39 protein-coding genes and 1 rRNA gene are annotated in these 22,429 nt (G+C 33.6%); all 40 read right to left on the bottom strand.

Annotated features, from left to right (window positions below; all coding sequences use genetic code 11):
* Positions 1-332: ribosomal RNA gene (locus I4U89_RS13455) — 16S ribosomal RNA — on the bottom strand; the annotation flags it as partial.
* A 259-nt stretch (positions 333-591) separates the two neighbouring features.
* Positions 592-1,323: an N-acetylmuramoyl-L-alanine amidase CwlD gene (gene cwlD / locus I4U89_RS13460; protein ID WP_330615573.1), complete on the bottom strand. Its 732-nt coding sequence runs from the start codon at positions 1,321-1,323 to the stop codon at positions 592-594.
* Between the two features lie 78 nt (positions 1,324-1,401).
* A complete protein-coding gene (gene rpsI / locus I4U89_RS13465; RefSeq protein ID WP_092921856.1) occupies positions 1,402-1,794 on the bottom strand; it encodes a 30S ribosomal protein S9 in 393 nt (130 codons plus the stop codon).
* Positions 1,795-1,822: 28 nt separating this feature from the next.
* On the bottom strand, positions 1,823-2,254 hold the full coding sequence (rplM, locus tag I4U89_RS13470; RefSeq protein WP_092921854.1) for a 50S ribosomal protein L13: 432 nt from the start codon (positions 2,252-2,254) through the stop codon (positions 1,823-1,825).
* 119 nt (positions 2,255-2,373) lie between these two features.
* Positions 2,374-3,105 carry a tRNA pseudouridine(38-40) synthase TruA gene (gene truA, locus I4U89_RS13475; protein WP_195940843.1) on the bottom strand — a complete coding sequence of 244 codons (732 nt, stop codon included), beginning with the start codon at positions 3,103-3,105 and terminating at the stop codon, positions 2,374-2,376.
* Positions 3,106-3,116: 11 nt separating this feature from the next.
* On the bottom strand, positions 3,117-3,914 hold the full coding sequence (locus I4U89_RS13480; RefSeq protein WP_195940844.1) for an energy-coupling factor transporter transmembrane component T family protein: 798 nt from the start codon (positions 3,912-3,914) through the stop codon (positions 3,117-3,119).
* On the bottom strand, positions 3,908-4,774 hold the full coding sequence (locus tag I4U89_RS13485; protein WP_195940845.1) for an energy-coupling factor transporter ATPase: 867 nt from the start codon (positions 4,772-4,774) through the stop codon (positions 3,908-3,910). Before I4U89_RS13485 ends, I4U89_RS13480 begins: the two co-directional genes overlap by 7 nt.
* Entirely contained in the window at positions 4,765-5,595 is an 831-nt protein-coding gene (locus I4U89_RS13490) for an energy-coupling factor transporter ATPase (protein WP_195940846.1), read from the bottom strand. Before I4U89_RS13490 ends, I4U89_RS13485 begins: the two co-directional genes overlap by 10 nt.
* Positions 5,596-6,089: 494 nt before the next feature.
* On the bottom strand, positions 6,090-6,431 hold the full coding sequence (rplQ, locus tag I4U89_RS13495) for a 50S ribosomal protein L17 (protein WP_092921844.1): 342 nt from the start codon (positions 6,429-6,431) through the stop codon (positions 6,090-6,092).
* A gap of 19 nt (positions 6,432-6,450) precedes the next feature.
* Positions 6,451-7,398 carry a DNA-directed RNA polymerase subunit alpha gene (locus I4U89_RS13500; RefSeq protein ID WP_195940847.1) on the bottom strand — a complete coding sequence of 316 codons (948 nt, stop codon included), beginning with the start codon at positions 7,396-7,398 and terminating at the stop codon, positions 6,451-6,453.
* 77 nt (positions 7,399-7,475) lie between these two features.
* Complete coding sequence (rpsD, locus tag I4U89_RS13505; RefSeq protein ID WP_166506192.1) at positions 7,476-8,099, bottom strand: 30S ribosomal protein S4; 624 nt, start codon at positions 8,097-8,099, stop codon at positions 7,476-7,478.
* A gap of 34 nt (positions 8,100-8,133) precedes the next feature.
* Positions 8,134-8,529, bottom strand: a complete 396-nt coding sequence (rpsK, locus tag I4U89_RS13510; RefSeq protein WP_092921838.1) for a 30S ribosomal protein S11 — start codon at positions 8,527-8,529, stop codon at positions 8,134-8,136.
* 29 nt (positions 8,530-8,558) lie between these two features.
* Positions 8,559-8,930 (bottom strand): 30S ribosomal protein S13, encoded by a 372-nt coding sequence (rpsM, locus tag I4U89_RS13515; protein WP_092921836.1) that lies wholly within the window; start codon positions 8,928-8,930, stop codon positions 8,559-8,561.
* A gap of 153 nt (positions 8,931-9,083) precedes the next feature.
* Complete coding sequence (gene rpmJ / locus I4U89_RS13520; protein ID WP_002509257.1) at positions 9,084-9,197, bottom strand: 50S ribosomal protein L36; 114 nt, start codon at positions 9,195-9,197, stop codon at positions 9,084-9,086.
* Positions 9,198-9,231: 34 nt separating this feature from the next.
* Positions 9,232-9,450: a translation initiation factor IF-1 gene (gene infA, locus I4U89_RS13525; protein ID WP_092727842.1), complete on the bottom strand. Its 219-nt coding sequence runs from the start codon at positions 9,448-9,450 to the stop codon at positions 9,232-9,234.
* A 28-nt stretch (positions 9,451-9,478) separates the two neighbouring features.
* Positions 9,479-9,757 (bottom strand): KOW domain-containing RNA-binding protein, encoded by a 279-nt coding sequence (locus I4U89_RS13530; RefSeq protein ID WP_195940848.1) that lies wholly within the window; start codon positions 9,755-9,757, stop codon positions 9,479-9,481.
* A gap of 19 nt (positions 9,758-9,776) precedes the next feature.
* Positions 9,777-10,526, bottom strand: coding sequence for a type I methionyl aminopeptidase (map, locus tag I4U89_RS13535; protein ID WP_092921832.1), 750 nt, complete (start codon positions 10,524-10,526; stop codon positions 9,777-9,779).
* Positions 10,526-11,176: an adenylate kinase gene (locus I4U89_RS13540; RefSeq protein ID WP_195940849.1), complete on the bottom strand. Its 651-nt coding sequence runs from the start codon at positions 11,174-11,176 to the stop codon at positions 10,526-10,528. The genes map and I4U89_RS13540 overlap by 1 nt, the downstream gene beginning before the upstream one ends.
* Positions 11,177-11,191: 15 nt before the next feature.
* A complete protein-coding gene (gene secY, locus I4U89_RS13545) occupies positions 11,192-12,460 on the bottom strand; it encodes a preprotein translocase subunit SecY (RefSeq protein WP_092921828.1) in 1,269 nt (422 codons plus the stop codon).
* 40 nt (positions 12,461-12,500) lie between these two features.
* Positions 12,501-12,944 (bottom strand): 50S ribosomal protein L15, encoded by a 444-nt coding sequence (gene rplO / locus I4U89_RS13550; RefSeq protein WP_092921826.1) that lies wholly within the window; start codon positions 12,942-12,944, stop codon positions 12,501-12,503.
* A 33-nt stretch (positions 12,945-12,977) separates the two neighbouring features.
* On the bottom strand, positions 12,978-13,163 hold the full coding sequence (gene rpmD, locus I4U89_RS13555) for a 50S ribosomal protein L30 (RefSeq protein ID WP_092921824.1): 186 nt from the start codon (positions 13,161-13,163) through the stop codon (positions 12,978-12,980).
* A 14-nt stretch (positions 13,164-13,177) separates the two neighbouring features.
* The gene (gene rpsE / locus I4U89_RS13560) at positions 13,178-13,684 is read right to left on the bottom strand and encodes a 30S ribosomal protein S5 (RefSeq protein ID WP_092921822.1); all 507 of its coding nucleotides are present in this window, start codon (positions 13,682-13,684) and stop codon (positions 13,178-13,180) included.
* Positions 13,685-13,711: 27 nt separating this feature from the next.
* On the bottom strand, positions 13,712-14,080 hold the full coding sequence (gene rplR / locus I4U89_RS13565) for a 50S ribosomal protein L18 (RefSeq protein ID WP_092921820.1): 369 nt from the start codon (positions 14,078-14,080) through the stop codon (positions 13,712-13,714).
* A gap of 38 nt (positions 14,081-14,118) precedes the next feature.
* Entirely contained in the window at positions 14,119-14,661 is a 543-nt protein-coding gene (gene rplF, locus I4U89_RS13570; RefSeq protein ID WP_195940850.1) for a 50S ribosomal protein L6, read from the bottom strand.
* A gap of 30 nt (positions 14,662-14,691) precedes the next feature.
* Positions 14,692-15,090 (bottom strand): 30S ribosomal protein S8, encoded by a 399-nt coding sequence (rpsH, locus tag I4U89_RS13575; protein ID WP_092921816.1) that lies wholly within the window; start codon positions 15,088-15,090, stop codon positions 14,692-14,694.
* A 32-nt stretch (positions 15,091-15,122) separates the two neighbouring features.
* Positions 15,123-15,308, bottom strand: a complete 186-nt coding sequence (locus I4U89_RS13580; protein ID WP_071119031.1) for a type Z 30S ribosomal protein S14 — start codon at positions 15,306-15,308, stop codon at positions 15,123-15,125.
* 48 nt (positions 15,309-15,356) lie between these two features.
* Positions 15,357-15,899: a 50S ribosomal protein L5 gene (gene rplE / locus I4U89_RS13585; RefSeq protein WP_195940851.1), complete on the bottom strand. Its 543-nt coding sequence runs from the start codon at positions 15,897-15,899 to the stop codon at positions 15,357-15,359.
* Between the two features lie 25 nt (positions 15,900-15,924).
* Positions 15,925-16,230 (bottom strand): 50S ribosomal protein L24, encoded by a 306-nt coding sequence (gene rplX, locus I4U89_RS13590; RefSeq protein WP_092921868.1) that lies wholly within the window; start codon positions 16,228-16,230, stop codon positions 15,925-15,927.
* A 22-nt stretch (positions 16,231-16,252) separates the two neighbouring features.
* Entirely contained in the window at positions 16,253-16,621 is a 369-nt protein-coding gene (gene rplN / locus I4U89_RS13595; RefSeq protein ID WP_092921812.1) for a 50S ribosomal protein L14, read from the bottom strand.
* Between the two features lie 26 nt (positions 16,622-16,647).
* On the bottom strand, positions 16,648-16,902 hold the full coding sequence (rpsQ, locus tag I4U89_RS13600; RefSeq protein WP_092921810.1) for a 30S ribosomal protein S17: 255 nt from the start codon (positions 16,900-16,902) through the stop codon (positions 16,648-16,650).
* Between the two features lie 23 nt (positions 16,903-16,925).
* Entirely contained in the window at positions 16,926-17,129 is a 204-nt protein-coding gene (rpmC, locus tag I4U89_RS13605) for a 50S ribosomal protein L29 (RefSeq protein ID WP_092921808.1), read from the bottom strand.
* 1 nt (position 17,130) lies between these two features.
* Positions 17,131-17,562 carry a 50S ribosomal protein L16 gene (gene rplP / locus I4U89_RS13610; protein ID WP_092921806.1) on the bottom strand — a complete coding sequence of 144 codons (432 nt, stop codon included), beginning with the start codon at positions 17,560-17,562 and terminating at the stop codon, positions 17,131-17,133.
* Between the two features lie 33 nt (positions 17,563-17,595).
* A complete protein-coding gene (rpsC, locus tag I4U89_RS13615; protein ID WP_092921804.1) occupies positions 17,596-18,411 on the bottom strand; it encodes a 30S ribosomal protein S3 in 816 nt (271 codons plus the stop codon).
* 22 nt (positions 18,412-18,433) lie between these two features.
* Complete coding sequence (rplV, locus tag I4U89_RS13620; protein WP_092921802.1) at positions 18,434-18,769, bottom strand: 50S ribosomal protein L22; 336 nt, start codon at positions 18,767-18,769, stop codon at positions 18,434-18,436.
* A 32-nt stretch (positions 18,770-18,801) separates the two neighbouring features.
* On the bottom strand, positions 18,802-19,083 hold the full coding sequence (gene rpsS, locus I4U89_RS13625) for a 30S ribosomal protein S19 (protein WP_092921800.1): 282 nt from the start codon (positions 19,081-19,083) through the stop codon (positions 18,802-18,804).
* Positions 19,084-19,117: 34 nt separating this feature from the next.
* Positions 19,118-19,948 (bottom strand): 50S ribosomal protein L2, encoded by an 831-nt coding sequence (gene rplB, locus I4U89_RS13630; protein ID WP_092921798.1) that lies wholly within the window; start codon positions 19,946-19,948, stop codon positions 19,118-19,120.
* Between the two features lie 32 nt (positions 19,949-19,980).
* Complete coding sequence (gene rplW, locus I4U89_RS13635) at positions 19,981-20,271, bottom strand: 50S ribosomal protein L23 (RefSeq protein WP_092921796.1); 291 nt, start codon at positions 20,269-20,271, stop codon at positions 19,981-19,983.
* Positions 20,271-20,894, bottom strand: a complete 624-nt coding sequence (gene rplD / locus I4U89_RS13640) for a 50S ribosomal protein L4 (protein ID WP_195940852.1) — start codon at positions 20,892-20,894, stop codon at positions 20,271-20,273. The genes rplW and rplD overlap by 1 nt, the downstream gene beginning before the upstream one ends.
* A 28-nt stretch (positions 20,895-20,922) precedes the next feature.
* Positions 20,923-21,552: a 50S ribosomal protein L3 gene (gene rplC / locus I4U89_RS13645; protein WP_092921792.1), complete on the bottom strand. Its 630-nt coding sequence runs from the start codon at positions 21,550-21,552 to the stop codon at positions 20,923-20,925.
* A 91-nt stretch (positions 21,553-21,643) separates the two neighbouring features.
* Positions 21,644-21,955, bottom strand: a complete 312-nt coding sequence (gene rpsJ / locus I4U89_RS13650; protein ID WP_092921790.1) for a 30S ribosomal protein S10 — start codon at positions 21,953-21,955, stop codon at positions 21,644-21,646.
* Positions 21,956-22,429: the final 474 nt, after the last annotated feature.

Raw genomic sequence — 22,429 nt, forward strand, 5'->3', positions numbered from 1 at the left:
GTAGGAGTTTGGACCGTGTCTCAGTTCCAATGTGGCCGATCACCCTCTCAGGTCGGCTACTGATCGTCGCCTTGGTAAGCCGTTACCTTACCAACTAGCTAATCAGACGCGGGTCCATCCTGTACCGCAAAAGCTTTGATAAGAAAGCCATGCGACTTTCTCATATTATCTCGTATTAGCATACCTTTCGGTATGTTATCCGTGTGTACAGGGCAGGTTACCCACGCGTTACTCACCCGTCCGCCGCTCTTCACCGAAGTGAATCGCTCGACTTGCATGTGTTAGGCACGCCGCCAGCGTTCATCCTGAGCCAGGATCAAACTCTCAAATAAAAGTTGTTACCTGCTCAGACTATCATTATCTGAATATCTGGCTTGGTTTGTTTTCGATTCTTTTAAGAATCAGTTATATAAATTAACCTACTGTTTAATTTTCAAAGTTCTTATTTTGTCCTTTTCTTAAGGACATATATAAATATATCATCTTATAATTAAATCGTCAATACTTTTTTTATATTTTTTTAAATTTAATAAAAAACTAGGTTATATCTAATAAATTACTTATTTGATATAACCTAGTTTCTACTTTTTTTCAATTTTTATTCTCATTATCACTAAAATATTTTTGAATACCTACGTATATTGACCAAGCTATTTTTTCTTGATATTTTTCATCAGCTAATAAATTAGCTTCTTTTTCATTAGATAAAAATCCACATTCTATTAAAACTGATGGTATTGCATTTTCTTTTAATAAATATAGGTCATCTTTAGGTTTAATTTCTCTGTTATTAGTTTTATCAACTACCCTCTTTAATTCCTCTTGTATATATTTAGATAGCTTTTTAGAGTCATCTTTTCCACCTGGATAAAACGTCTGGGCCCCATAATATTTAGAAGCACCTTTTCCACTTAATGCATTCATATGTATAGATACAAACATATCTGCATCAGATTCGTTTATTATCTTTTTTCGATTCTTTAAATTCTCATTATATTTTTGTCTAATTGTCTTGCCTTTAGCTTCTTCATACAAGCTAACATCTTCTTCTCTAGTTAATATAACAAGACCTCCACTAGATTCTAATAATTCTCTTAATTTAAGAGTAATAGATAAATTCACATCTTTTTCAGTTATACTTTTATCTTCATTCAAAGCCCCTGGATCTATCCCGCCATGACCAGCATCTAATATTATAGTTTTTTTGGTTACTGGCATATACTCCATAGACTCTTGTGATACACTTTGAATTTCAAATGAAAATACCACTACTAGTATTATAGATATAACACAAAATATTATATGTTTTATGTACTTTCTCACAATATCACCCTGTACATTTATATTAAAAAAGACTTTGGAATATTCCAAAGTCTTTGTACAAACATATAAAATAGGATATTATCTCTTTGAGAATTGTGGAGCTCTTCTTGCTGCCTTTAATCCGTATTTCTTTCTTTCCTTCATTCTAGCATCTCTAGTTAAGAATCCTTCTTTCTTTAAAGCTCCTCTTAACTCTTCATCAGCTTTTAATAAAGCTCTAGATATACCATGTCTTATAGCTCCAGCTTGTCCAGTGAATCCTCCACCTTCAACCTTTACTATAACATCGTATTTGTTTTCGTTGTTAGTTAACACTAATGGTTGCTTAACATCTCTTATTAATGTTTCATAGTTGAAGTATTCTCCAACTGGTCTTCCATTTATTACTATGTTTCCTTCACCTGCAACTAATCTAACTCTAGCAACAGAGTGCTTTCTTCTTCCTGTTCCGTAGTATTGAACGTTAGCCATGATAACTCCTCCTTTCACCCGTTAATTATTATTTAAAGTTTAAAACTTCTGGATTTTGAGCTGCATGATCATGGTTTGGTCCTGCGAATACTCTTAATCTAGTCATCATTCTGCTTCTTAATTTGTTCTTACATAACATACCACTTACTGCATGTGATACAACTTCTTCAGGCTTCTTAGCCATCATTTCTCTGTAAGTTATTTCCTTTAACCCACCTACGTATCCTGTGTGGTATCTGTACATTTTTTGATCTAATTTCTTTCCTGTTAAAACTACCTTCTCTGCGTTTACAACAACAACGAAGTCTCCTCCGTCAACGTGTGGAGTGAAAGTAACCTTGTGCTTTCCTCTTAATACTGTCGCTATTTCAGTTGCTAAACGACCTAATGTTTTTCCTTCAGCATCAACGATGTACCATTTTCTTTGTACATCAGCTGGCTTAGCTATATAACTTTTCATGTTTGTCCCTCCTTAACTTATTTTCCTATAAAAATTTTACCGTTTATGTCAAGTCCGGGGCAAGTGGACTTATTAACACACTCTAACTTATTTTAATATATGCCCCCTGGTGTGTCAAGCTAATAATCAACTTTTTTGAGAAATAATCCATGTGCTGGAGCGGTATGTCCACATTCTCCTCTATTTTTTGATTTTATTACTTCTTCAAGGTTTTTAGTTATACGACCTCTACCTATATCAACTAACGTTCCTGCTATTATTCTTACCATATTATATAAAAATCCATTACCTTCTACTTCTATAACAATTAATCCATCTTCTTTAGTTAGTGTTATATCGTATATCGTTCTTATAGTATCTTTAACTGAAGACCCAGAACTCATAAACCCTTTAAAATCATATTCACCAATAAGACTCTTAGCTTCTTTACACATTTTTTCGAAATCGAGATCATATTTTACATGATATGATATGTCCTTATATATAGGATTTCTATATGGACTATTGTGTATTAAATATCTATATCTCTTTTTCTTTGCACTATATCTTGAGTGAAAATCTTCATCTACCTCTATACAGTCTATTATAGATATATCTTTTGGCAGCTTAGCATTTAATGCATTTGGCATTTTACTTGCAGGTATATTAGAGCTTGTTTTAAAATTAGCTACCTGACCTAAAGCATGAACTCCTGCATCTGTTCTACCTGATCCGGTTATTTTAACTTCTTCTCTAGTTATGTCATAAATGGCTTTTTCTATTGTACCTTGTATACCTAAAGAATCAGGTTGCTTTTGCCATCCACAATAGTTTTGACCATTATACTGTATCGTAAGTTTTAAATTTCTCATATTCTTCCTCTTTAAATAAATCTAGTAGCTATAATTATAACCAAATATACAATCTGTATACTATTAGCCACATAGTCTGCTTTTGTCATTATAGCTTGTTTCATTTTTGTTCTATTGTATCCACCTCTATAACATCTAGCTTCCATTGCAGCAGCAAGTTCTTCAGCTCTTCTAAATGCGCTTACAAATAAAGGTACTAGTAGTGGTACTAAATTCTTAGCTCTATTTATAAGATTTTTACTTTCAAAATCTGCTCCTCTTGACATTTGAGCTTTCATTATTTTATCAGTTTCATCTAGTAGAGTAGGTATAAATCTTAAAGCTATTGTCATCATCATAGCTAATTCATGAACAGGGAAACCAACCTTGTTTAACGGATTTAAAAGCCTCTCTATGCCGTCTGTTAGATCCATAGGTGTAGTTGTTAGGGTAAGTAAAGAAGTTCCTACAACTAAGAATATAAGCCTTATAGCCATAAATATAGCTTGTTCTAAACCTTGACTTGTTATTCTTAAGAAACCAAACGACCAAATGACATCCCCTGGTAAGAAAAATATATTGATTACAAATGTGAATATTATAATCCATCTTAATGGTTTTAATCCTTTTAATATATATTTACCTGGTAATTTTGATGATTTTATAATAGCTGCTAGAGCTAACAAAACAATAGCATATGGCCAGAATTTGTTTATTATAAATAGAGATATCATAAAAACGAAAGTGGCTATAAGCTTAACTCTAGCATCTAGCTTGTGAATCACCGAATTTACAGGATAATACTGTCCTATAGTTATATCTTTTAACATTTACTTTTACCTCTCATAACTCTTAATATTTCTTCCTTAGCTTCTTGTATAGTTATGATATCTTCTTTTATGTCAAATCCATTTTCCCTTAGCTTTATTGCTAACTCCAATACTTGAGGTATATCAAGACCTATTTCCTTAAGTCTTGAAGAGTTAGATTTAAAAACTTCTTTAGGAGTTCCCATAAATTCTACTTTCCCTTTATTCATAACTATCAAAGTCTTTGCTAATCTAGCCATATCATCCATACTATGAGAAGATAATATTATTGTCATATTATTTTCTTTATGCAGTGTTTTTATTAAATTGAATATTTCATCTCTTCCACCTGGATCTAATCCAGCTGCAGGTTCATCTAAAATAAGTACTTCTGGTTTCATAGCTATAACTCCAGCTATTGCTACTCTTCTTTTTTGACCTCCTGATAATTCAAATGGAGATTTATCTTTAAATAGTTCATAATCAAGCCCAACAGCTTCCATTGATGTTTTTACCCTACGATCAATTTCCTCAGGGTCTAAGCCTAAATTATTAGGTCCAAAAGCTATATCTTTCTCTATTGTTTCTTCAAATAATTGGTATTCAGCGTATTGAAACACTACTCCTACCCTTTTTCTAACCTCTGTTAAGTTTAAGCTTGGATCTGTTATGTTAAATCCATTTATATTTATTTCTCCAGAATGAGGCTTTAATATCCCATTTAAATGCTGTATTAATGTTGATTTACCAGAACCAGTATGTCCTATTAACCCTACAAAATCTCTATCTTTAATTTTAAAACTAACATTGTCTAACGCCTTACTAGCAAAAGGCATTCCTTCGTTATATATATGAGTTAAACCTTTTATCTCTATCGACATAATTCCATCACCATCTCATCTACAGTTAATATATCTTTTTTTATATCTATACCTTCTTTATATAACATACTAGATAATTCCGTCATATAAGGAACATCTAATCCTATACCTTTTAATGTATCTATTTGACTAAATACTTCTCTTGGAGTTCCTTCTAATATTTTTTTACCTTTTTCCATAACTATAACTCTATCAGCTTCTACTGCCTCTTCCATAAAGTGAGTTATGTGTAATACGGTAATATTTTCTTCTTTATTTAACTTTTTTATAGTTTTCATTACTTCTTTTCTTCCAGATGGGTCTAACATAGCCGTTGCTTCATCAAATATTATGCATTTTGGCTTCATAGCTATTATTCCTGCTATAGCTACCCTTTGTTTTTGTCCTCCTGATAATAGATGCGGTTGTCTATCTCTTAACTCATACATACCGACACTCTTTAAAGATTCTTCAACTCTATGTTTTATTTCTATAGGATCTATTCCTAGGTTTTCTGGTCCAAAAGCAACATCTTCCTCTACTATTGTAGCAACAATTTGGTTATCTGGATTTTGAAATACCATACCTGCTGTTTGCCTTATATCCCATAATTTATCTTCTTCTTTTGTATTCATTCCATCTATAAGTATATCTCCTTCAGTTGGAACCAGTATAGCATTTAAGTTCTTAGATAATGTAGACTTGCCAGAACCATTGTGACCAATTATAGCAACAAATTCACCTTCTTTTACATCTAGTGTTAGTCTGTCTATTGCCTTAAGAGTGCTATCTTCTGTAATATACTCATAAGATATATTATTCACTTTTACTATATTGTTCATTTATTTACTCCTTTTCATAAGTAATTAAAGCAACTTCGTCATATATAAATAACTAATACCTTATTAGTGTTAATAAACTCTATTTATTGAACAAAAACCATTTTGACTAGTATTATATCATAGTTCATTACAAAAAACACAAATACGTTTTTCTTAAAATCTACTTATATTTGCCGTCAGCATACATTTTTTTCAATTTTATAATTATATGTTCAATTATATTTTATGAACTATAGATATGCCTAAATAAGAATCATATTTCAAATTATACGCCATATATTTTATCTACTATCACCCTATAACTTTTATCCTTTATAAGTTTGTTTTTTATCCCTAACTTTATCTTAATATAAAAATATAGCCTTTACAAACTATAGAATCTATCATAGTTTATAAAGGCTATAAAACAAACCTACAGTGGATTAAAAGTATCATTTTTGTACAAATTTATATTTAAAAAAGGATTAAGCTATAAGCTTAATCCTTCACAAGAATTATACTAATTCTATAAATGCCATTTCAGCAGCGTCCCCTCTTCTTGGACCCTTCTTTATTATTCTTGTGTATCCACCGTTTCTCTCAGCATATTTTGGAGCTATTTCAGTGAATAAGTTGTTTACTACAGTTTCATCTATAACATAAGCTAAAACTTGTCTTCTAGCATGAAGATCTCCTCTTTTAGCAAGAGTTATCATCTTTTCTGCCATTCTTCTAGTTTCCTTAGCTCTAGTAACAGTAGTTTCTATTCTTCCATTTCTTAGTAAATCAGTTACTAAGTTTCTTAACATAAGGTTTCTGTGAGCTGTCTCACGTCCTAATTTACGGTAAGTAGCCATGATATCCCTCCTTCACTAACTATTCTTCGCTTGGTTTTAGACCTAATCCAAGTTCTTCTAACTTTTGGATTACTTCCTCTAAAGATTTTTTCCCTAGATTTCTAACCTTCATCATATCGTCCTCAGACTTATTAGCTAATTCTTCAACTGTGTTTATTCCCGCTCTCTTTAAGCAGTTGTAAGATCTAACTGATAAATCTAATTCTTCTATAGTCATTTCAAGAACTTTTTCTTTTTGGTCTTCTTCTTTTTCTACCATTATCTCAACATTGCTTACATGCTCTGTTAAGTCTATGAATAGATTTAAATGTTCAACTAAAACTTTAGCTGCAAGAGATATTCCCTCTTGAGGGTTTATGCTTCCATTAGTCCAAACTTCTAGTGTTAATTTGTCATAGTCTGACTTTTGACCTACTCTTGTATTTTCAACATGGTAGCTCACTTTTTCAATAGGAGTATAGATTGAATCTACAGGTAAAACTCCTATAGGCATATGCTCTGTCTTGTTTTCTTCAGCAGAAACATAACCTCTACCTTTATCTATCATTATTTCCATATTTAACTTAGCATTGTCATCTAATGTTGCTATCTTTAAGTCTTTGCTTAATACTTCAACATCAGAAGGACATATTATATCAGCACCAGTTATAGTACATGGACCCTCAGCCTCTATTTTAAGAGTTCTGCTTCCTTCACCATCTATAGTAGCTGAAAGTTCTTTTAATGCTAATATTATTTCAGTAACATCTTCTTTAACCCCAGGAACAGTTGAGAATTCATGAAGAACTCCATCTATTTTTATAGCATTAACTGCTACACCTGGTAAAGATGATAATAATATTCTTCTTAAAGCATTACCTACAGTTATGCCATAGCCTCTTTCAAGAGGCTCTATGACAAACTTTCCATATCTATAATCTTCGCTAAGCTCTATTATATCTACTTTTGGTTTTTCTATTTCTATCATGGACAAAACCCTCCTTTAAATTTATTAATCCACTGAGGGTAAACAAAATCTCAAAAATAAATTTTAAAATATATTTATTACTTAGAGTAAAGCTCTATTATTAAGTGCTCTGCTATTTCAAGATCTATATCTTCTCTTGATGGGTTAGCAACAACTTTAGCGCTCATTTCGTCTAAGTTAGTTTCTAACCACTTAGGAGCTATTCTTGTGTTGTTTTCTACTAAAGCTTTGAATTTAGCAGATGATTTTGATCTTTCTTTAACTGTTATAACGTCACCAGGCTTAACTGTTATAGAAGCTATATCAGCCTTGTGTCCGTTTAATAAGAAGTGACCATGTCCTACTAATTGTCTAGCTTCTTTTCTAGATGAAGCTAATCCCATTCTGTAAACAACATTGTCTAATCTTCTTTCTAATAAGCTTAATAAGTTTTCCCCTGTTATACCAGCCATTTTTTCAGCACGCTCGTATAGGTTTCTGAATTGAGTTTCTAAAACTCCGTATATTCTCTTAACTTTTTGCTTTTCTCTTAATTGTAATCCATAGTTAGAAACTTTCTTTCTTCCTTGTCCATGTTGTCCTGGAGCATAGTTTCTCTTAACTATAGCACATTTATCAGTATAACATCTGTCACCTTTAAGGAATAATTTCATTCCTTCTCTACGACATTGTCTGCATGATGCACCTGTGTATCTTGCCATGTCTTTACACCTCCTAATTTACTTGTTTATATAATTACACTCTTCTTCTCTTTGGTGGTCTACATCCATTGTGAGGGATTGGAGTAACGTCCTTTATCATAGTTACTTCTAATCCAGTAGCTTGTAATGCTCTTATAGCAGCTTCTCTTCCTGAACCTGGTCCCTTTACGAATACTTCAACAGTTTTTAAACCGTGTTCCATTGCAGCTTTAGCAGCAGTTTCAGCAGCCATTTGAGATGCGAAAGGAGTCGCTTTTCTTGATCCTTTGAATCCTAATTGTCCTGAAGATGCAGCTGATATAGCGTTCCCATGAACATCAGTTAAAGTTATTATTGTATTGTTGAAAGTAGATTGTATATGAGCTTGCCCACGTTCTATATTTTTACGCTCTTTTCTTCTTACACGTGTAACTTTCTTTTGCTTAGCCATTGTTTTCCCTCCTATCTAGTTTTTATTTATTACTTCTTCTTCTTACGAGATACAGTTTTTCTAGGACCTTTTCTAGTTCTAGCGTTAGTCTTAGTTCTTTGTCCTCTTAGTGGAAGACCTTTAGCATGTCTCATACCTCTGTAACATTTTATATCTCTTAATCTCTTTATATTTAAAGCGATTTCTCTTCTTAAGTCACCTTCAACTAAGAAATCATTATCTATTATCTTTCTTAATTCGTTAACTTGCTCTTCTGATAAGTCTTTTATTCTTACGTTAGGATCTATGTCAGCTTTAGCTAATATTTCGTTAGCAGTTGCCTTACCTATACCGTATATATAAGTTAAGCCTATTTCCGCTCTTTTTTCTCTAGGTAAATCTACCCCAGCTATTCTTGCCATTAGTTCGCACCTCCTACACTTAATTTTTTCGATTCTAAACTTGTGTTAATTCATGTTAAATCCGAAACAGATTTCAACGATTTTAAAGTTTAATTGCTAATATCACAATTAAATATTATACTACAAAATTTTACAAATTACTAGTATAATTTATTATCCTTGCTTTTGCTTGTGCTTTGGATTTTCACAGATAACCATTACTTTACCTTTTCTTTTTATAACCTTGCACTTTTCGCATATTGGTTTTACTGATGGTCTTACTTTCATTGTTAATCCCTCCTTAGACTAATATTAAAATAGTCTACTTCTTACGCCAAGTGATTCTTCCTCTTGTAAGGTCATATGGAGAAAGCTCAACATTCACCTTATCACCTTCAAGGATTCTTATGAAGTTCATTCTTAGCTTTCCAGATAAGTGACATAATACTTCATGTCCATTTTCTAATTTTACTTTAAACATAGCATTAGGTAAGTTTTCTGTAACTGTACCTTCTAGTTCTATAACATCTTTTTTGGCCATTAACTAACCAAACCTCCATTTCAATAAGTTAAATCCTTTGATCTAACTTAGTAAGTTGAGCTCTTAAAAAAGCATCTGTATTATTCTGCTTAGATATAATCTTTTGTTTTGCTTCTTCGCTAATAAAGTCATATATCTTTAAGTGCTTAACTTTTTTTAGCTTAGGCTTTCCAAGTTTTCTTGTCTTACCATCAGATATCAAAACATATTCATGGTCGACTACTTCTACTATAAAAAATAGTCTTCCTTGTTCTCTACCTGATAAAGCTTTTACAACTTGACCTATACTTAGCTTATTTAATAGCATTTATTCACCTACTTTATGATTAAAGTGCTGATAATATCAGTGGTTCATCTTCAGTGATTGCTATTGTATGCTCATAGTGAGCTGATTTCTTGCCATCTATTGTGACAATTGTCCAGTCATCTGCTAATGTCTTAACGTGATATTTACCAGCGTTAACCATTGGCTCTACAGCTAAAACCATTCCTTCTAAAAGTCTTGGACCTTTACCTGCTGGACCATAGTTAGGAATTTGAGGATCTTCATGAAGTTCAGTTCCAACTCCATGACCAACTAAATCTCTAACTACTGAAAAACCATGTTTTTCAACGTGTGCTTGTACTGCGTGTGAGATATCAGATAATCTATATCCTAGTTTAGCAAATTTTAAACCTTCATAGAAGCTTTCTTTTGTTACTTCTATTAATTTCCTATCTTCTTCAGATATTATTCCTACCCCATGAGTTTTCGCAGAGTCTGAATGATATCCTTTATAATAGGCTCCTACATCTAAACTTATAATGTCACCTTCTTTTAAAATTCTGTTAGCATTTGGTATACCATGAACTACCTCTTCATTTATTGAAGCACATATAGATCCTGGAAAACCTCCATAACCTTTAAAAGATGGAATTGCATTATATTTTCTTATATTCTCTTCAGCTATTTTATCTAACTCTAGTGTAGATATTCCCGGAATAACAGCTGATTTCAATATCTCATGAGTTTCAGCGACAATTTTGCCCGCCTCTCTCATAAGTTCTATTTCTTTTTTAGATTTTAATGTAATCATTATTTTTCACTTCCTAAAGCGTTTACTATATCTTCGAATACCTTATCTATAGATTGTTCCCCATCTATGTTAGCTATTATACCTTGTTTGCTATAATAGTCAACTAATGGTCTAGTTTCATCTAAGTAAACTTGTATTCTCTTTGATACAGTTTCTTCTGTGTCATCTGCTCTTTGGTATAATTCACCTTGGCATACATCACATATTCCTTCAACTTTAGGAGGGTTAAACTTAACATGATACGTAGCACCGCAAGATTTACATATTCTTCTTCCTACAGCTCTACCAACTAATATTTCCTTGTCAACTTCGATATTAACTACCTTGTCTAAAGCTATATTAGTTTCATTTAAGAACGTATCTAAATGTTGAGCTTGAGCAACATTTCTTGGGAATCCATCTAACATAAATCCATTCTTACAGTCATCTTGAGATACTCTGTCTGTAACTAAACCTACAGTTAACTCATCTGGAACTAATAATCCTTGATCTATATATTCTTTAGCTTTCTTTCCAAGATCTGTTCCTTCTTTTATATTCTTTCTGAATATATCACCTGTTGATATATGAGGTATATTGTATTTTTCAACAATACCTGCTGCCTGAGTACCTTTACCAGCACCAGGAGGTCCAAGTAATATTATTCTCATACTATCATCTCCAATTTATTTTAAGAAACCTTGGTATGTTCTCATAACCAGATTTGATTCTAACTGTCTCTTAAGTTCTAATGCAACACCAACAACGATTAGTAAAGATGTCCCTACTAGTGTTATTTGAAGTTTCATAAAGAACATTATTATAGCAGATACCATAACGATACAAGCTAAGAATAAAGCTCCAGCTAGAGTAAGTCTTGATAATATTCTATTTAAATAATCTATTGTAGGTTGTCCTGGTCTAATACCTGGTATAAACCCACCGTTATTTTTCATATTATTTGCTATATCTTCTGTATTAAATGATACAGTAGTATAGAAATAAGAGAAGAATACTATCAGCAGAACTTCAAGCGCTCTATAAATCCAAACTCCTGGAGATTGTACTGGATTTAAATATGTTTGCACAAAAGCTTGAGCATCTGCACCCATAAACATCGCTAAAGTTTGAGGGAATGCTAAAAGTGAACTAGCGAAAATTACTGGTATAACTCCCGATTGGTTAACTTTCATAGGTATGTGAGAACTTTGTCCTCCATACATTTTTCTTCCAACAACTCTTTTTGCATATTGTACTGGGATTTTTCTTGTGGCTTCTTGTATATATGTGACTGCAGTTATTGTTAAAAGTATTACTACTGCTAACAGAGCTACTGCCCATATAGCTATTTTGCCACTTTTTACTAAGTTTACAGTTGATATAACATCTACTGGTATTCTTGAGATAATACCTATAAATATTATAATAGAACTTCCGTTACCTAATCCTTTTTCAGTAATTTTGTCCCCTATCCACATTAGAAGCATACTTGCTGATACTAATGTCAATATAACTGTTATAATAAAGAATGCATTATCACTTTTTAAAGCTCCTCTTACAATACCTAGCGTTATCGCTATAGCTTGAACGAAAGCTAATGCTAATGCAATGTACTTAGTATATTTATTAATTTTTTTCTTTCCTTCTTCACCAGACTTTTGAAGTTCTTCCAAACTTTCAAAACCTACAGTTAGAAGTTGTATTATGATAGATGCTGTGATATATGGTCCTACACCTAATGCAAATAGTGTAAAGTTACTAAATGCACCCCCAGTGAACAGATTATATAGGGAAAGAAGACCATTTGAGTCAACCATTCCCTTTATAATACTTGTATCAACTCCAGGAACAGGTATAGCTGCACCTATCCTAAATACTACAATCATCATCAAAGTATATAATATTTTTCTTCTTACATCTTTAAGCTTCCAAGCTTGTTTTAAGTTTGACAGCACGATATCACCCCGCCTATTCGGCTAAGAGCAGCAGATTAGATTAAACTAATTCTGCCTTTCCTCCAGCTTTTTCTATTTTTTCTTGAGCTGAAGCAGTAAACTTAGCAGCCTTAACTGTTAATGCCTTTTCTAAGTTTCCTTCACCTAAGATCTTTATGCCGTCTTTTTCTATTTTGCTTATAACTCTAGCAGCTTTTAAAACTTCAGCAGTTATTTCAGTTCCGTTTTCGAATCTGTTTAAAGCAGCTACGTTAACTTCTGTATAAACTTTCTTGAATATGTTGTTGAATCCTCTCTTAGGAAGTCTTCTAGCAAGTGGCATTTGTCCACCTTCGAATCCAACTCTAACTCCACCACCTGAACGAGACCATTGTCCTTTTTGTCCACGTCCTGCAGTTTTACCTTGTCCAGTAGCAGTACCTCTACCTAATCTTTTCTTAGCTCTTACTGCACCTTCAGCAGGTTTTAACTCATGTAACTTCATGGATTGCACCTCCTTATTCGTCTTATCTATTTATTACTCAGCTATTTCAGTTACTTCTACTAAGTGACTAACCTTAGCTATCATCCCTCTTATTTGGGCATTATCTTCTTTAACAACTACTTGTTCTCTTTTTCTTAATCCTAACGCTTCTACGTTCTTCTTTTGGTTAGGAGTAGTTCCTATTATACTTCTAACTAATTTTATTTGTAATTTAGCCATTTCTTACTACCTCCTTACCCTAGAAGGTCCTCAACTTTTTTACCTCTTAATTTAGCTATATCTTCAGCTCTCTTAAGAGATTTAAGTCCTTCTATTGTAGCATTTACCATGTTTCTTGGGTTGTTAGTTCCTAAAGATTTAGCTCTAACATCTGTTAAACCAGCTAACTCAAGTACGGCTCTAGCAGGTCCCCCAGCTATAACTCCTGTACCTTGCTTAGCAGGCATTACTAATATTTTACCAGCACCGAAGTGTCCGTGAACTTCGTGAGGTATAGTTGTACCAACTATAGGTACATTTATAAGATTCTTCTTAGCATCTTCTACTGCTTTCTTTATAGCATCTGGTACTTCCATCGCTTTACCAGTACCTATACCAACGTGTCCGTTTTCATCTCCAACTACTACTAACGCTGCAAATCTGAAGTTTCTACCACCTTTTACAACTTTAGTAACACGTCTAACTTCAACAACTTTTTCTTTTAAGTCAAGTTGTCTGGCATCTATAATCTTACGACGCATGTGCATTTCCCTCCTTTGTTTCTCTTATTAGAACTTAAGTCCAGCTTCTCTAGCAGCTTCTGCTAATACTTGAACTCTTCCGTGATATAAGTATCCACCTCTGTCGAATACAACTTCAGTGATTCCTTTTTCTACAGCTTTCTTAGCCACTAATTCTCCGACCATTTTAGCTGCTTCTTTATTTCCTGTATGACTAACAGCTCCTTTAACGTCTGCGTCTAATGAAGATGCAGATACTAAAGTAACTCTGTTTGTATCATCTATTATTTGAGCGTATATGTTATTAGAACTTCTGAATACACATAATCTTGGTCTTTGAGTAGTTCCAGTTATTTTTCTACGAACTCTCTTATGTCTTTGAAGTCTGTTTGCATTTTTATCAGCTTTCTTTATCACCAGGCTCACTCCTTTCTAGCGTTTAAGTTTGGTATTTATTACTTCTTACCAGTTTTACCTTCTTTACGTCTTACTACTTCACCAGCGTATCTTATACCTTTACCTTTGTATGGCTCTGGCTTTCTCCAGTCTCTTATCTTAGCAGAGTAGTTTCCTACTAATTGCTTATCTATACCTTTAACTATTAACTCAGTTTGGTTTGGAACTTCAACTGTTATTCCTTCTGGATCTTCCATTTCTACTGGATGAGAGAACCCTAAGTTCATAACTAATTTCTTTCCTTGCTTTTGAGCTCTGTATCCAACACCTACTAATTCTAATTTCTTTTCGAAACCGTTAGTAACACCTACTACCATGTTATCTATTAAAGTTCTAGTTAACCCGTGTAGTGCTCTGTGTTGCTTGTTGTTAGTTGGTCTTTCAACAGTTATAGTATTTTCTTCTTGCTTTATAGTTAAAGCAGCATCAAATTGCTTGCTTAATGTACCTTTTGGTCCTTTTACAGTAACTAAGTTTCCTTCAGCTATAGTAACTTCAACACCTGCTGGTACAGTTATTGGTTTAACACCTATTCTTGACATAATCGCACCTCCTTACATCTTTCGTCTATATTACCAAACGTAGCAGATTACTTCTCCACCAACATTTTCTTTTCTAGCTTGCTTATCAGTTAATATTCCTTTAGAAGTAGATATTACTGATATTCCTAAACCGTTTAATACTCTTGGTATTTCGTGCTTAGAAGCGTAAACTCTCATACCAGGCTTAGATATTCTCTTTAATCCTGATATAACTCTTTCTCCTGTTTGTCCGTACTTTAATTGTATTCTTATTATTCCTTGCTTTCCATCTTCTATTACATCGTATCCTCTAACGAATCCTTCTTCTAATAGTATTCTAGCTAATTCTTTCTTTATATTAGAAGCTGGAACATCAACAGTCTCATGTTTAACTACGTTAGCATTTCTTATACGAGTAAGCATATCTGCTATTGGATCTGTCATTGTCATATTGAAACCCTCCTTCCATTTATATCAAAGTTTTACCAACTTGCTTTTCTAACACCAGGTATTTGACCCTTGTAAGCTAATTCTCTAAAGCATATACGGCATATTCCGAACTTTCTAAGTACTGAATGTGGTCTACCGCATATAGTACATCTAGTGTATTCTCTAGTAGCGTACTTTTGTTTTCTTTGTTGTTTTACAACCATCGCTTTTCTAGCCACTGGAATCCCTCCTTCTTTTCTTAGCTTAGAAAATTGCCTTTTCTAAGCTTACTTAGAAAATGGCATTCCTAATAATTTTAATAATTCACGTGCTTCTTCGTCAGTTTTCGCAGTAGTAACAAATATTATATCCATTCCTCTTACTTTGTCTACCTTATCGTATTCTATTTCAGGGAATATTAATTGTTCTTTAACACCTAAAGCGTAGTTACCTCTACCATCGAATGCGTTAGCGTTAACTCCTCTGAAGTCTCTAACTCTTGGTAAAGATACAGATACTAACTTGTCCATGAAGTAGTACATTTTGTCAGATCTTAATGTAACTTTTGCACCTATTGGCATACCTTCTCTTAATTTGAAGTTCGCAACAGATTTTCTTGCTCTAGTTATAACTGGCTTTTGACCAGATATCATTTCCATTTCTTCTACTGCCTTTTCTAATCCTTTTGGATTTTCTCTAGCATCTCCTATACCCATGTTGATAACTATTTTCTCTAACTTAGGTATTTCCATAACATTCTTATATCCGAATTTCTCCATTAAAGCAGGAGCAACTTCTTTCATGTATTTTTCTTGTAATCTAGAAGCCATTTAAGGTCCCTCCTTTCAAGCTAAATTATATTTCTTTTCCGCTCTTTACTGATACTCTTACTTTTTTTCCATCCTTCATTTCAAATCTAACTCTTGTACCTTTTCCTGTTTCAGGATCTACTGGCATTACGTTAGATATGTGTATTGAAGCTTCTTTGTTTACTATTCCACCTTGTGGGTTTATAGCAGTTGGCTTTTGGTGCTTAGTTATTACGTTTACACCTTCAACTAATACTCTGTTAGCCTTAGGGAATACTTTAGTAACTGTACCTTTTTTACCCTTATCTTTACCTGCTATAACTACAACAGTGTCACCTTTTTTAACACGCATCATGTCCTATTGCACCTCCTTATTATAGTACTTCTGGAGCAAGAGAAACTATTTTCATAAAGTCATTATCTCTTAACTCTCTAGCAACAGGCCCGAATATACGAGTTCCTACTGGAGTTTTATCGTCTTTTATTATAACTGCAGCATTTTCGTCGAAAGATATATAACTTCCGTCTTTACGTCTCACGCCTTGCTTAGTTCTTACTATAACAGCTTTAACAACTTTACCTTTTTTTACAACTCCACCAGGTGTTGCACTTTTAACAGTAGCAACTATTACGTCGCCTATGTTACCATATCTTCTTTTACTTCCGCCTAGTACACGTATGCATAGTATTTCTTTAGCACCAGAGTTATCCGCAACTCTTAAACGTGTTTCTTGTTGTATCATATCGTAATCCCTCCTTTACCAATAAACTACTTAACTTTTTCAACAACTTCAACTAATCTGAATCTCTTATCCTTTGATAAAGGTCTAGTTTCCATTATTTTAACTTTATCTCCGATTCTACAAACATTTTGTTCATCGTGAGCTTTGAATTTTTTAGTTCTCTTAACTGGCTTGTTGTATAATGGGTGACGTACGAAGTCTTCAACAGCAACAACTATTGTTTTATCCATTTTGTCACTTACAACACGGCCTATTCTAACTTTTCTTCTTCCTCTTTCCATGGTTAAAAAGCCTCCTTTCCAAATTAAGCTCTAGTTTCGTTTAACTTTCTTTCAGCAAGTATAGTTTTAACTCTAGCTATATCTTTCTTAACGAATTTTATTCTTGCTGTGTTTTCTAATTGACCAGTAGCTAATTGGAATCTTAAGCTAAATAATTCACTTTTGAAGTCATTTAATCTATTCATTAGCTCTTCGCTTGTTAAATCTCTTAATTCTTTAGCTTTCATCCTATTCACCACCTTTTACTTCTAAATCTTCACGCTTTACAAACTTACATTTAACAGGAAGTTTGTGCATAGCAAGTCTCATTGCTTCTCTAGCTTTCTCTTCAGAAACACCTGCTAATTCGAACATAACTCTTCCTGGTTTAACAACTGCTACCCAGTATTCTGGTGAACCTTTACCGGCACCCATACGAGTTTCAGCAGGTTTTCTTGTTACTGGTTTATGTGGGAATATTTTTATCCAAACTTTTCCCCCTCTTTTTATAGATCTAGTCATAGCGATTCTGGCAGCTTCTATTTGGTTAGAAGTTATCCAAGAAGCTTCTAAAGCAACTAGTCCGAACTCACCGTAAGTAACTTTGTTACCCTTATGAGCTTTTCCAGCCATACTTCCTCTATGAACTCTACGACGCTTTACTCTTTTTGGCATTAACATGAGTATTTCCTCCTTCCTCGAACCTTTTTAATATTAGTTATCTTTCTTTTCAGTTCTTTGAGGTCTTGATCCTTGAGGTCTTTGTCCTTGAGGTCTTTGTCCTCTGTTGTTTCCTCTATCATTACCTCTTCTATCGTTTCTTCTGTTATCTCTTCTATCGTTTCTCTTGTTGTTTCTTCTGTTGTCTCTTCTATCTTCTCTTGGGTTTACACCGTTTCTAGTTGGAAGAACTTCTCCGTTACATATCCAAACTTTTATACCAGTTTTCCCGTAAGTAGTGTTAGCTTCAGCGAAACCGTAATCTATATCAGCTCTTAAAGTTTGAAGAGGTACATTTCCTTCACTGTATCCTTCAGTTCTAGCCATTTCAGCTCCACCTAATCTTCCTGAAGCAGAAACTTTTATACCTTTAACTCCTGACTTCATAGCTCTTTGTATAGCTTGTTTCATAGCTCTTCTGAAAGCAACCCTTCTTTCTATAGCTAATGCTATATTTTCTGCTACTAATTGAGCATCTTTATCTGGGTTTCTAACTTCAACTATGTTAACTATAACAGTCTTCTTAGTCATTTTTTCTAATTCAGCTTTTAAAGCTTCTATACCAGCACCAGCTTTTCCTATAACTACACCTGGCTTAGCAACGTGTAAGTCTATCTTAACCTTGTTTGCTGATCTTTCTATTTCTATCTTCGCAACTCCTGAAGAATATAATCTATTCTTTAAGAATTTACGTATATTATGGTCTTCTAATAATAAATTTCCGAACTCTTTTTTATCTGCGAACCATCTTGAGTCCCAATCTTTTATAACACCGACTCTTAGTCCGTGTGGATTAACCTTTTGACCCATTACTTTCCCTCCTATCTATTTATTATTTTCTTTCCTTAAGAACAACCTCTATGTGAGAAGTTCTTTTTCTTATCATTGTTGCACGTCCCATAGCTCTAGGCATGAATCTCTTCATTGTTGGTCCTTGGTTTGCAACTATTGATGCAACGTATAAATTTTCAACGTTCATCTCATGGTTATTTTCAGCGTTTGCCTTAGCAGACTTAACAACTTTAGCTATTATATCAGCTGCTCCTCTTGGAGTGAACTTTAATATTGCTAACGCTTCGTCTACATTTTTTCCTCTAACAAGGCTGCAGATTTGTCCTGCTTTTCTTGGTGATACACGTACATATTTAGCAGTAGCTTTTGCTTCCATTTGCTATTCCTCCTTCCTTAGCGAAAAATTAATTATTTTCTCTTATTAGATTTTTCGTCGTCCTTGTGTCCTTTGAAAGTTCTTGTAGGAACGAATTCTCCTAACTTGTGTCCAACCATGTCTTCTGTTATAAATACAGGTACATGTCTTCTTCCATCATGAACAGCTATAGTATGTTCTACCATTTGAGGGAATATAGTTGAACTTCTTGACCAAGTTTTTATAACTTCTTTATTTCCACTAGCGTTCATAGCCTCTATTTTCTTTAAAAGTCTCGCATGTACGAAAGGTCCTTTTTTAGTTGATCTTGACATTTAAACTCCTCCTTTCCGAGCAAAAGTAAATCTATTACTTAGTTCTTCTTGATACTATTAACTTATCAGAAGCTTTGTTTTTCTTTCTAGTTTTGTATCCAAGAGCTGGTTTACCCCATGGAGTAACTGGTGAAGGTCTACCTATTGAAGTTCTACCTTCCCCACCACCGTGTGGATGGTCACAAGGGTTCATTACAGAACCTCTAACTGTAGGTCTTATACCCATATGTCTCTTTCTACCTGCTTTACCTATAACAACGTTACCGTGTTCTATGTTACCAACTTGTCCTATAGTAGCTTTACACTCTATAGAAACGAATCTCATTTCTCCTGATGGTAATCTTAATAAAGCTTTCTTTCCTTCTTTAGCCATTAATTGAGCAGAAACTCCAGCAGATCTTACTAATTGAGCTCCTTTTCCTGGCTTTAATTCTATGTTGTGTATTACAGTACCTACTGGCATATCCTTTAATGCTAATGCATTTCCTGGCTTTATGTCAGCTGTTGGTCCTGATAATAATGTATCTCCAACATTTATTCCAACAGGTGCTAATATATATCTCTTTTCACCATCTGCATAGTGTAATAAAGCTATGTTAGCTGTTCTGTTTGGATCGTATTCAACAGTAGCAACCTTTGCAGGTACTCCGTCTTTATTTCTTTTGAAATCTATTATTCTATATTTTCTTCTGTTTCCTCCACCTCTGTGACGAACAGTTATTTTACCGTGAGCATTTCTACCAGAGTTTTTCTTTAATGAAACTAAAAGAGATTTTTCTGGTTCATTGCAAGTTATCTCATCAGAAACTAAAACTGTCATTTGTCTTAAGGCAGGAGAAGTTGGTTTAAACTTTTTTATAGCCATCTGTTTTCCCTCCTTCGTTTACTAGGGTTAAATTACATACCTTGGAAGAATTCTATTTCTTTGCTATCAGCAGCTAATTTAACTACTGCTTTCTTGAAGCTTGCAGTTCTTCCTTCGTATCTACCCATTCTCTTAACTTTTCCATCGTAGTTTAATGTGTTAACTTTTTCAACATTAACTCCGAATATAGCTTCTACAGCTTTCTTTATTTCAGTTTTGTTTGCACTCTTAGCAACAACAAAAGTGTATTTCTTTCCAACCATCTCAGTCATACTTTGTTCAGTAACAACTGGCTTTATTATTATATCATGTGGATTAGTCATTATGCGTACACCTCCTCCACTTTTTTAACAGCGTCTGTAGTTATTATGAATGAATCATACTTTAATATATCGTAAACATTTATAGTGTTAACTGTAGCAGTTGCAACACCTTCTATGTTTCTAGCTGATTTTATTACGTTTTCGTTGTTTTCAGCAGTTACTACTAAAGCTTTCTTAGCAGCGTTTATGTTCTTTAATATAGCAGCGAATTCTTTAGTCTTAGGAGCTTCCATTGTTAAAGCATCTAATACTATCATTTCACCGTTTTGAACTTTTGAAGATAAAGCAGATTTCATAGCTAATCTTCTAACTTTCTTAGGTAAAGTATATCTGTAATCTCTTGGCTTAGGTGCAAAAGCAACTCCTCCACCAACCCATTGTACAGCTCTTATAGAACCTTGTCTAGCTCTACCTGTTCCTTTTTGTTTCCAAGGTTTTCTTCCGCCACCTCTAACTTCTGCTCTAGTTTTAGCAGATTGAGTACCTTGTCTCTTGTTTGCTAATTGATTTTTAACAACTTCGTATAAAACGTGTTCGTTAACTTCTACGTTGAATATAGCATCAGCTAATTCTATTTCCCCAACGTTTTGTCCAGTTATATTTAATACATTTAATTTTGGCATCGTGCTTCCTCCTTTCTTAGGTTAGTTATTATTTAGAAGCTTTAACAGCTTCCTTTATAGTTACTACTGAACCTTTAGCTCCTGGTATAGCACCCTTAACTAATATAAGGTTCTTATCAGCATCTACTTTAACAACTTCTAAGTTTTGTATAGTAACTTTAACGCTACCCATGTGTCCAGCTAATTTTTTGTTTTTGAAAACTCTACCTGGGAAAGAACATGCTCCCATTGAACCTGGTCTTCTGTGGTATCTAGAACCGTGAGATTCAGGACCTCTAGATTGTCCATGTCTCTTTATAGGACCTTGGAATCCCTTACCTTTACTTGTTCCAGTTACATCTATTTTTTCACCTGCAGCGAATAAATCAGCTTTTATTTCTTGTCCAACTGAGTATTCTTCTGTAGATTCTACTCTAAATTCTTTTAAGTGTTTCTTTAATACATTAGCAGCAGCTAAATGACCTTTTTGAGGCTTGTTTAAAGATTTTTCTTTAGCATCTTCAAAACCAACTTGAACTGCGTTGTATCCATCTTTTTCAGTTGTTTTAACTTGAGTTACAACTACTGGTCCTGCCTCAACCACTGTTACTGGTACTACTATACCTTCTTCAGTGAATATTTGAGTCATTCCAACTTTTCTTCCTAATATTCCTTTCATATTAGCACCTCCTATAATCTTACAGCGGATTATACTGTCGTATAATCATTCTAAGATAGTTACCTTATAGGATAAGTATCTTAGGTTGCTATTATAACTTTATTTCTATATCAACACCAGCTGGTAAGTCTAATCTCATTAATGAGTCAACTGTCTTAGGTGTTGGGTTAGCTATGTCTATTAATCTCTTGTGAGTTCTTATTTCGAATTGCTCTCTAGAGTCTTTGTACTTATGAACAGCTCTTAATATAGTTACTACTTGCTTTTCTGTTGGTAGTGGCACAGGTCCTGAAACTTGTGATCCAGCTTTCTTAGCAGTTTCAACTATTTTAGCAGCTGAAAAATCTAATAATTTGTGATCATATGACTTTAATCTTATTCTTATTTGTTCATTTTTAGCCATTGTATTTTCCCTCCTTTATCGCACGTTATCTTTTAGTTACGCACGACTTATGCCGATACACACTTCCGGGTGTGTTGTGTTTTTTCACTCGACAGTCGGTCGCCCTTAACTAAGATTTAGTTTATATTTTCGTATCTCTCAAGCACACTATTATATTTTAAATCATTTTTTACTATTTTTCAAGTTTTTTTTATAATTTTACAAAGTTTATTTTTTTATGTAAAACTTAGGAACAAACTCGATTTCTGTCCTTTTCCAAGGCACTTATCTAGTATATAAAATTTCGCCTCCGTTGTCAAATAAATATAACTAGCATTTTATCACTTTATTTCAATTTTATTACTTATATCAAAAAAGAGGGAGCAAGCTCCCCCTTTATCTATAGATTAATCACTTAAGAAAAGATTACTCTATTATAGAAGCAACAACACCTGATGCTACTGTTCTTCCACCTTCTCTTATTGCGAATCTTAA

Origin of the sequence: Romboutsia sp. 1001713B170131_170501_G6, assembly GCF_015668195.1 — a bacterium.
In the GTDB taxonomy this organism is placed as follows: Bacteria; Bacillota; Clostridia; order Peptostreptococcales; family Peptostreptococcaceae; genus Romboutsia_C.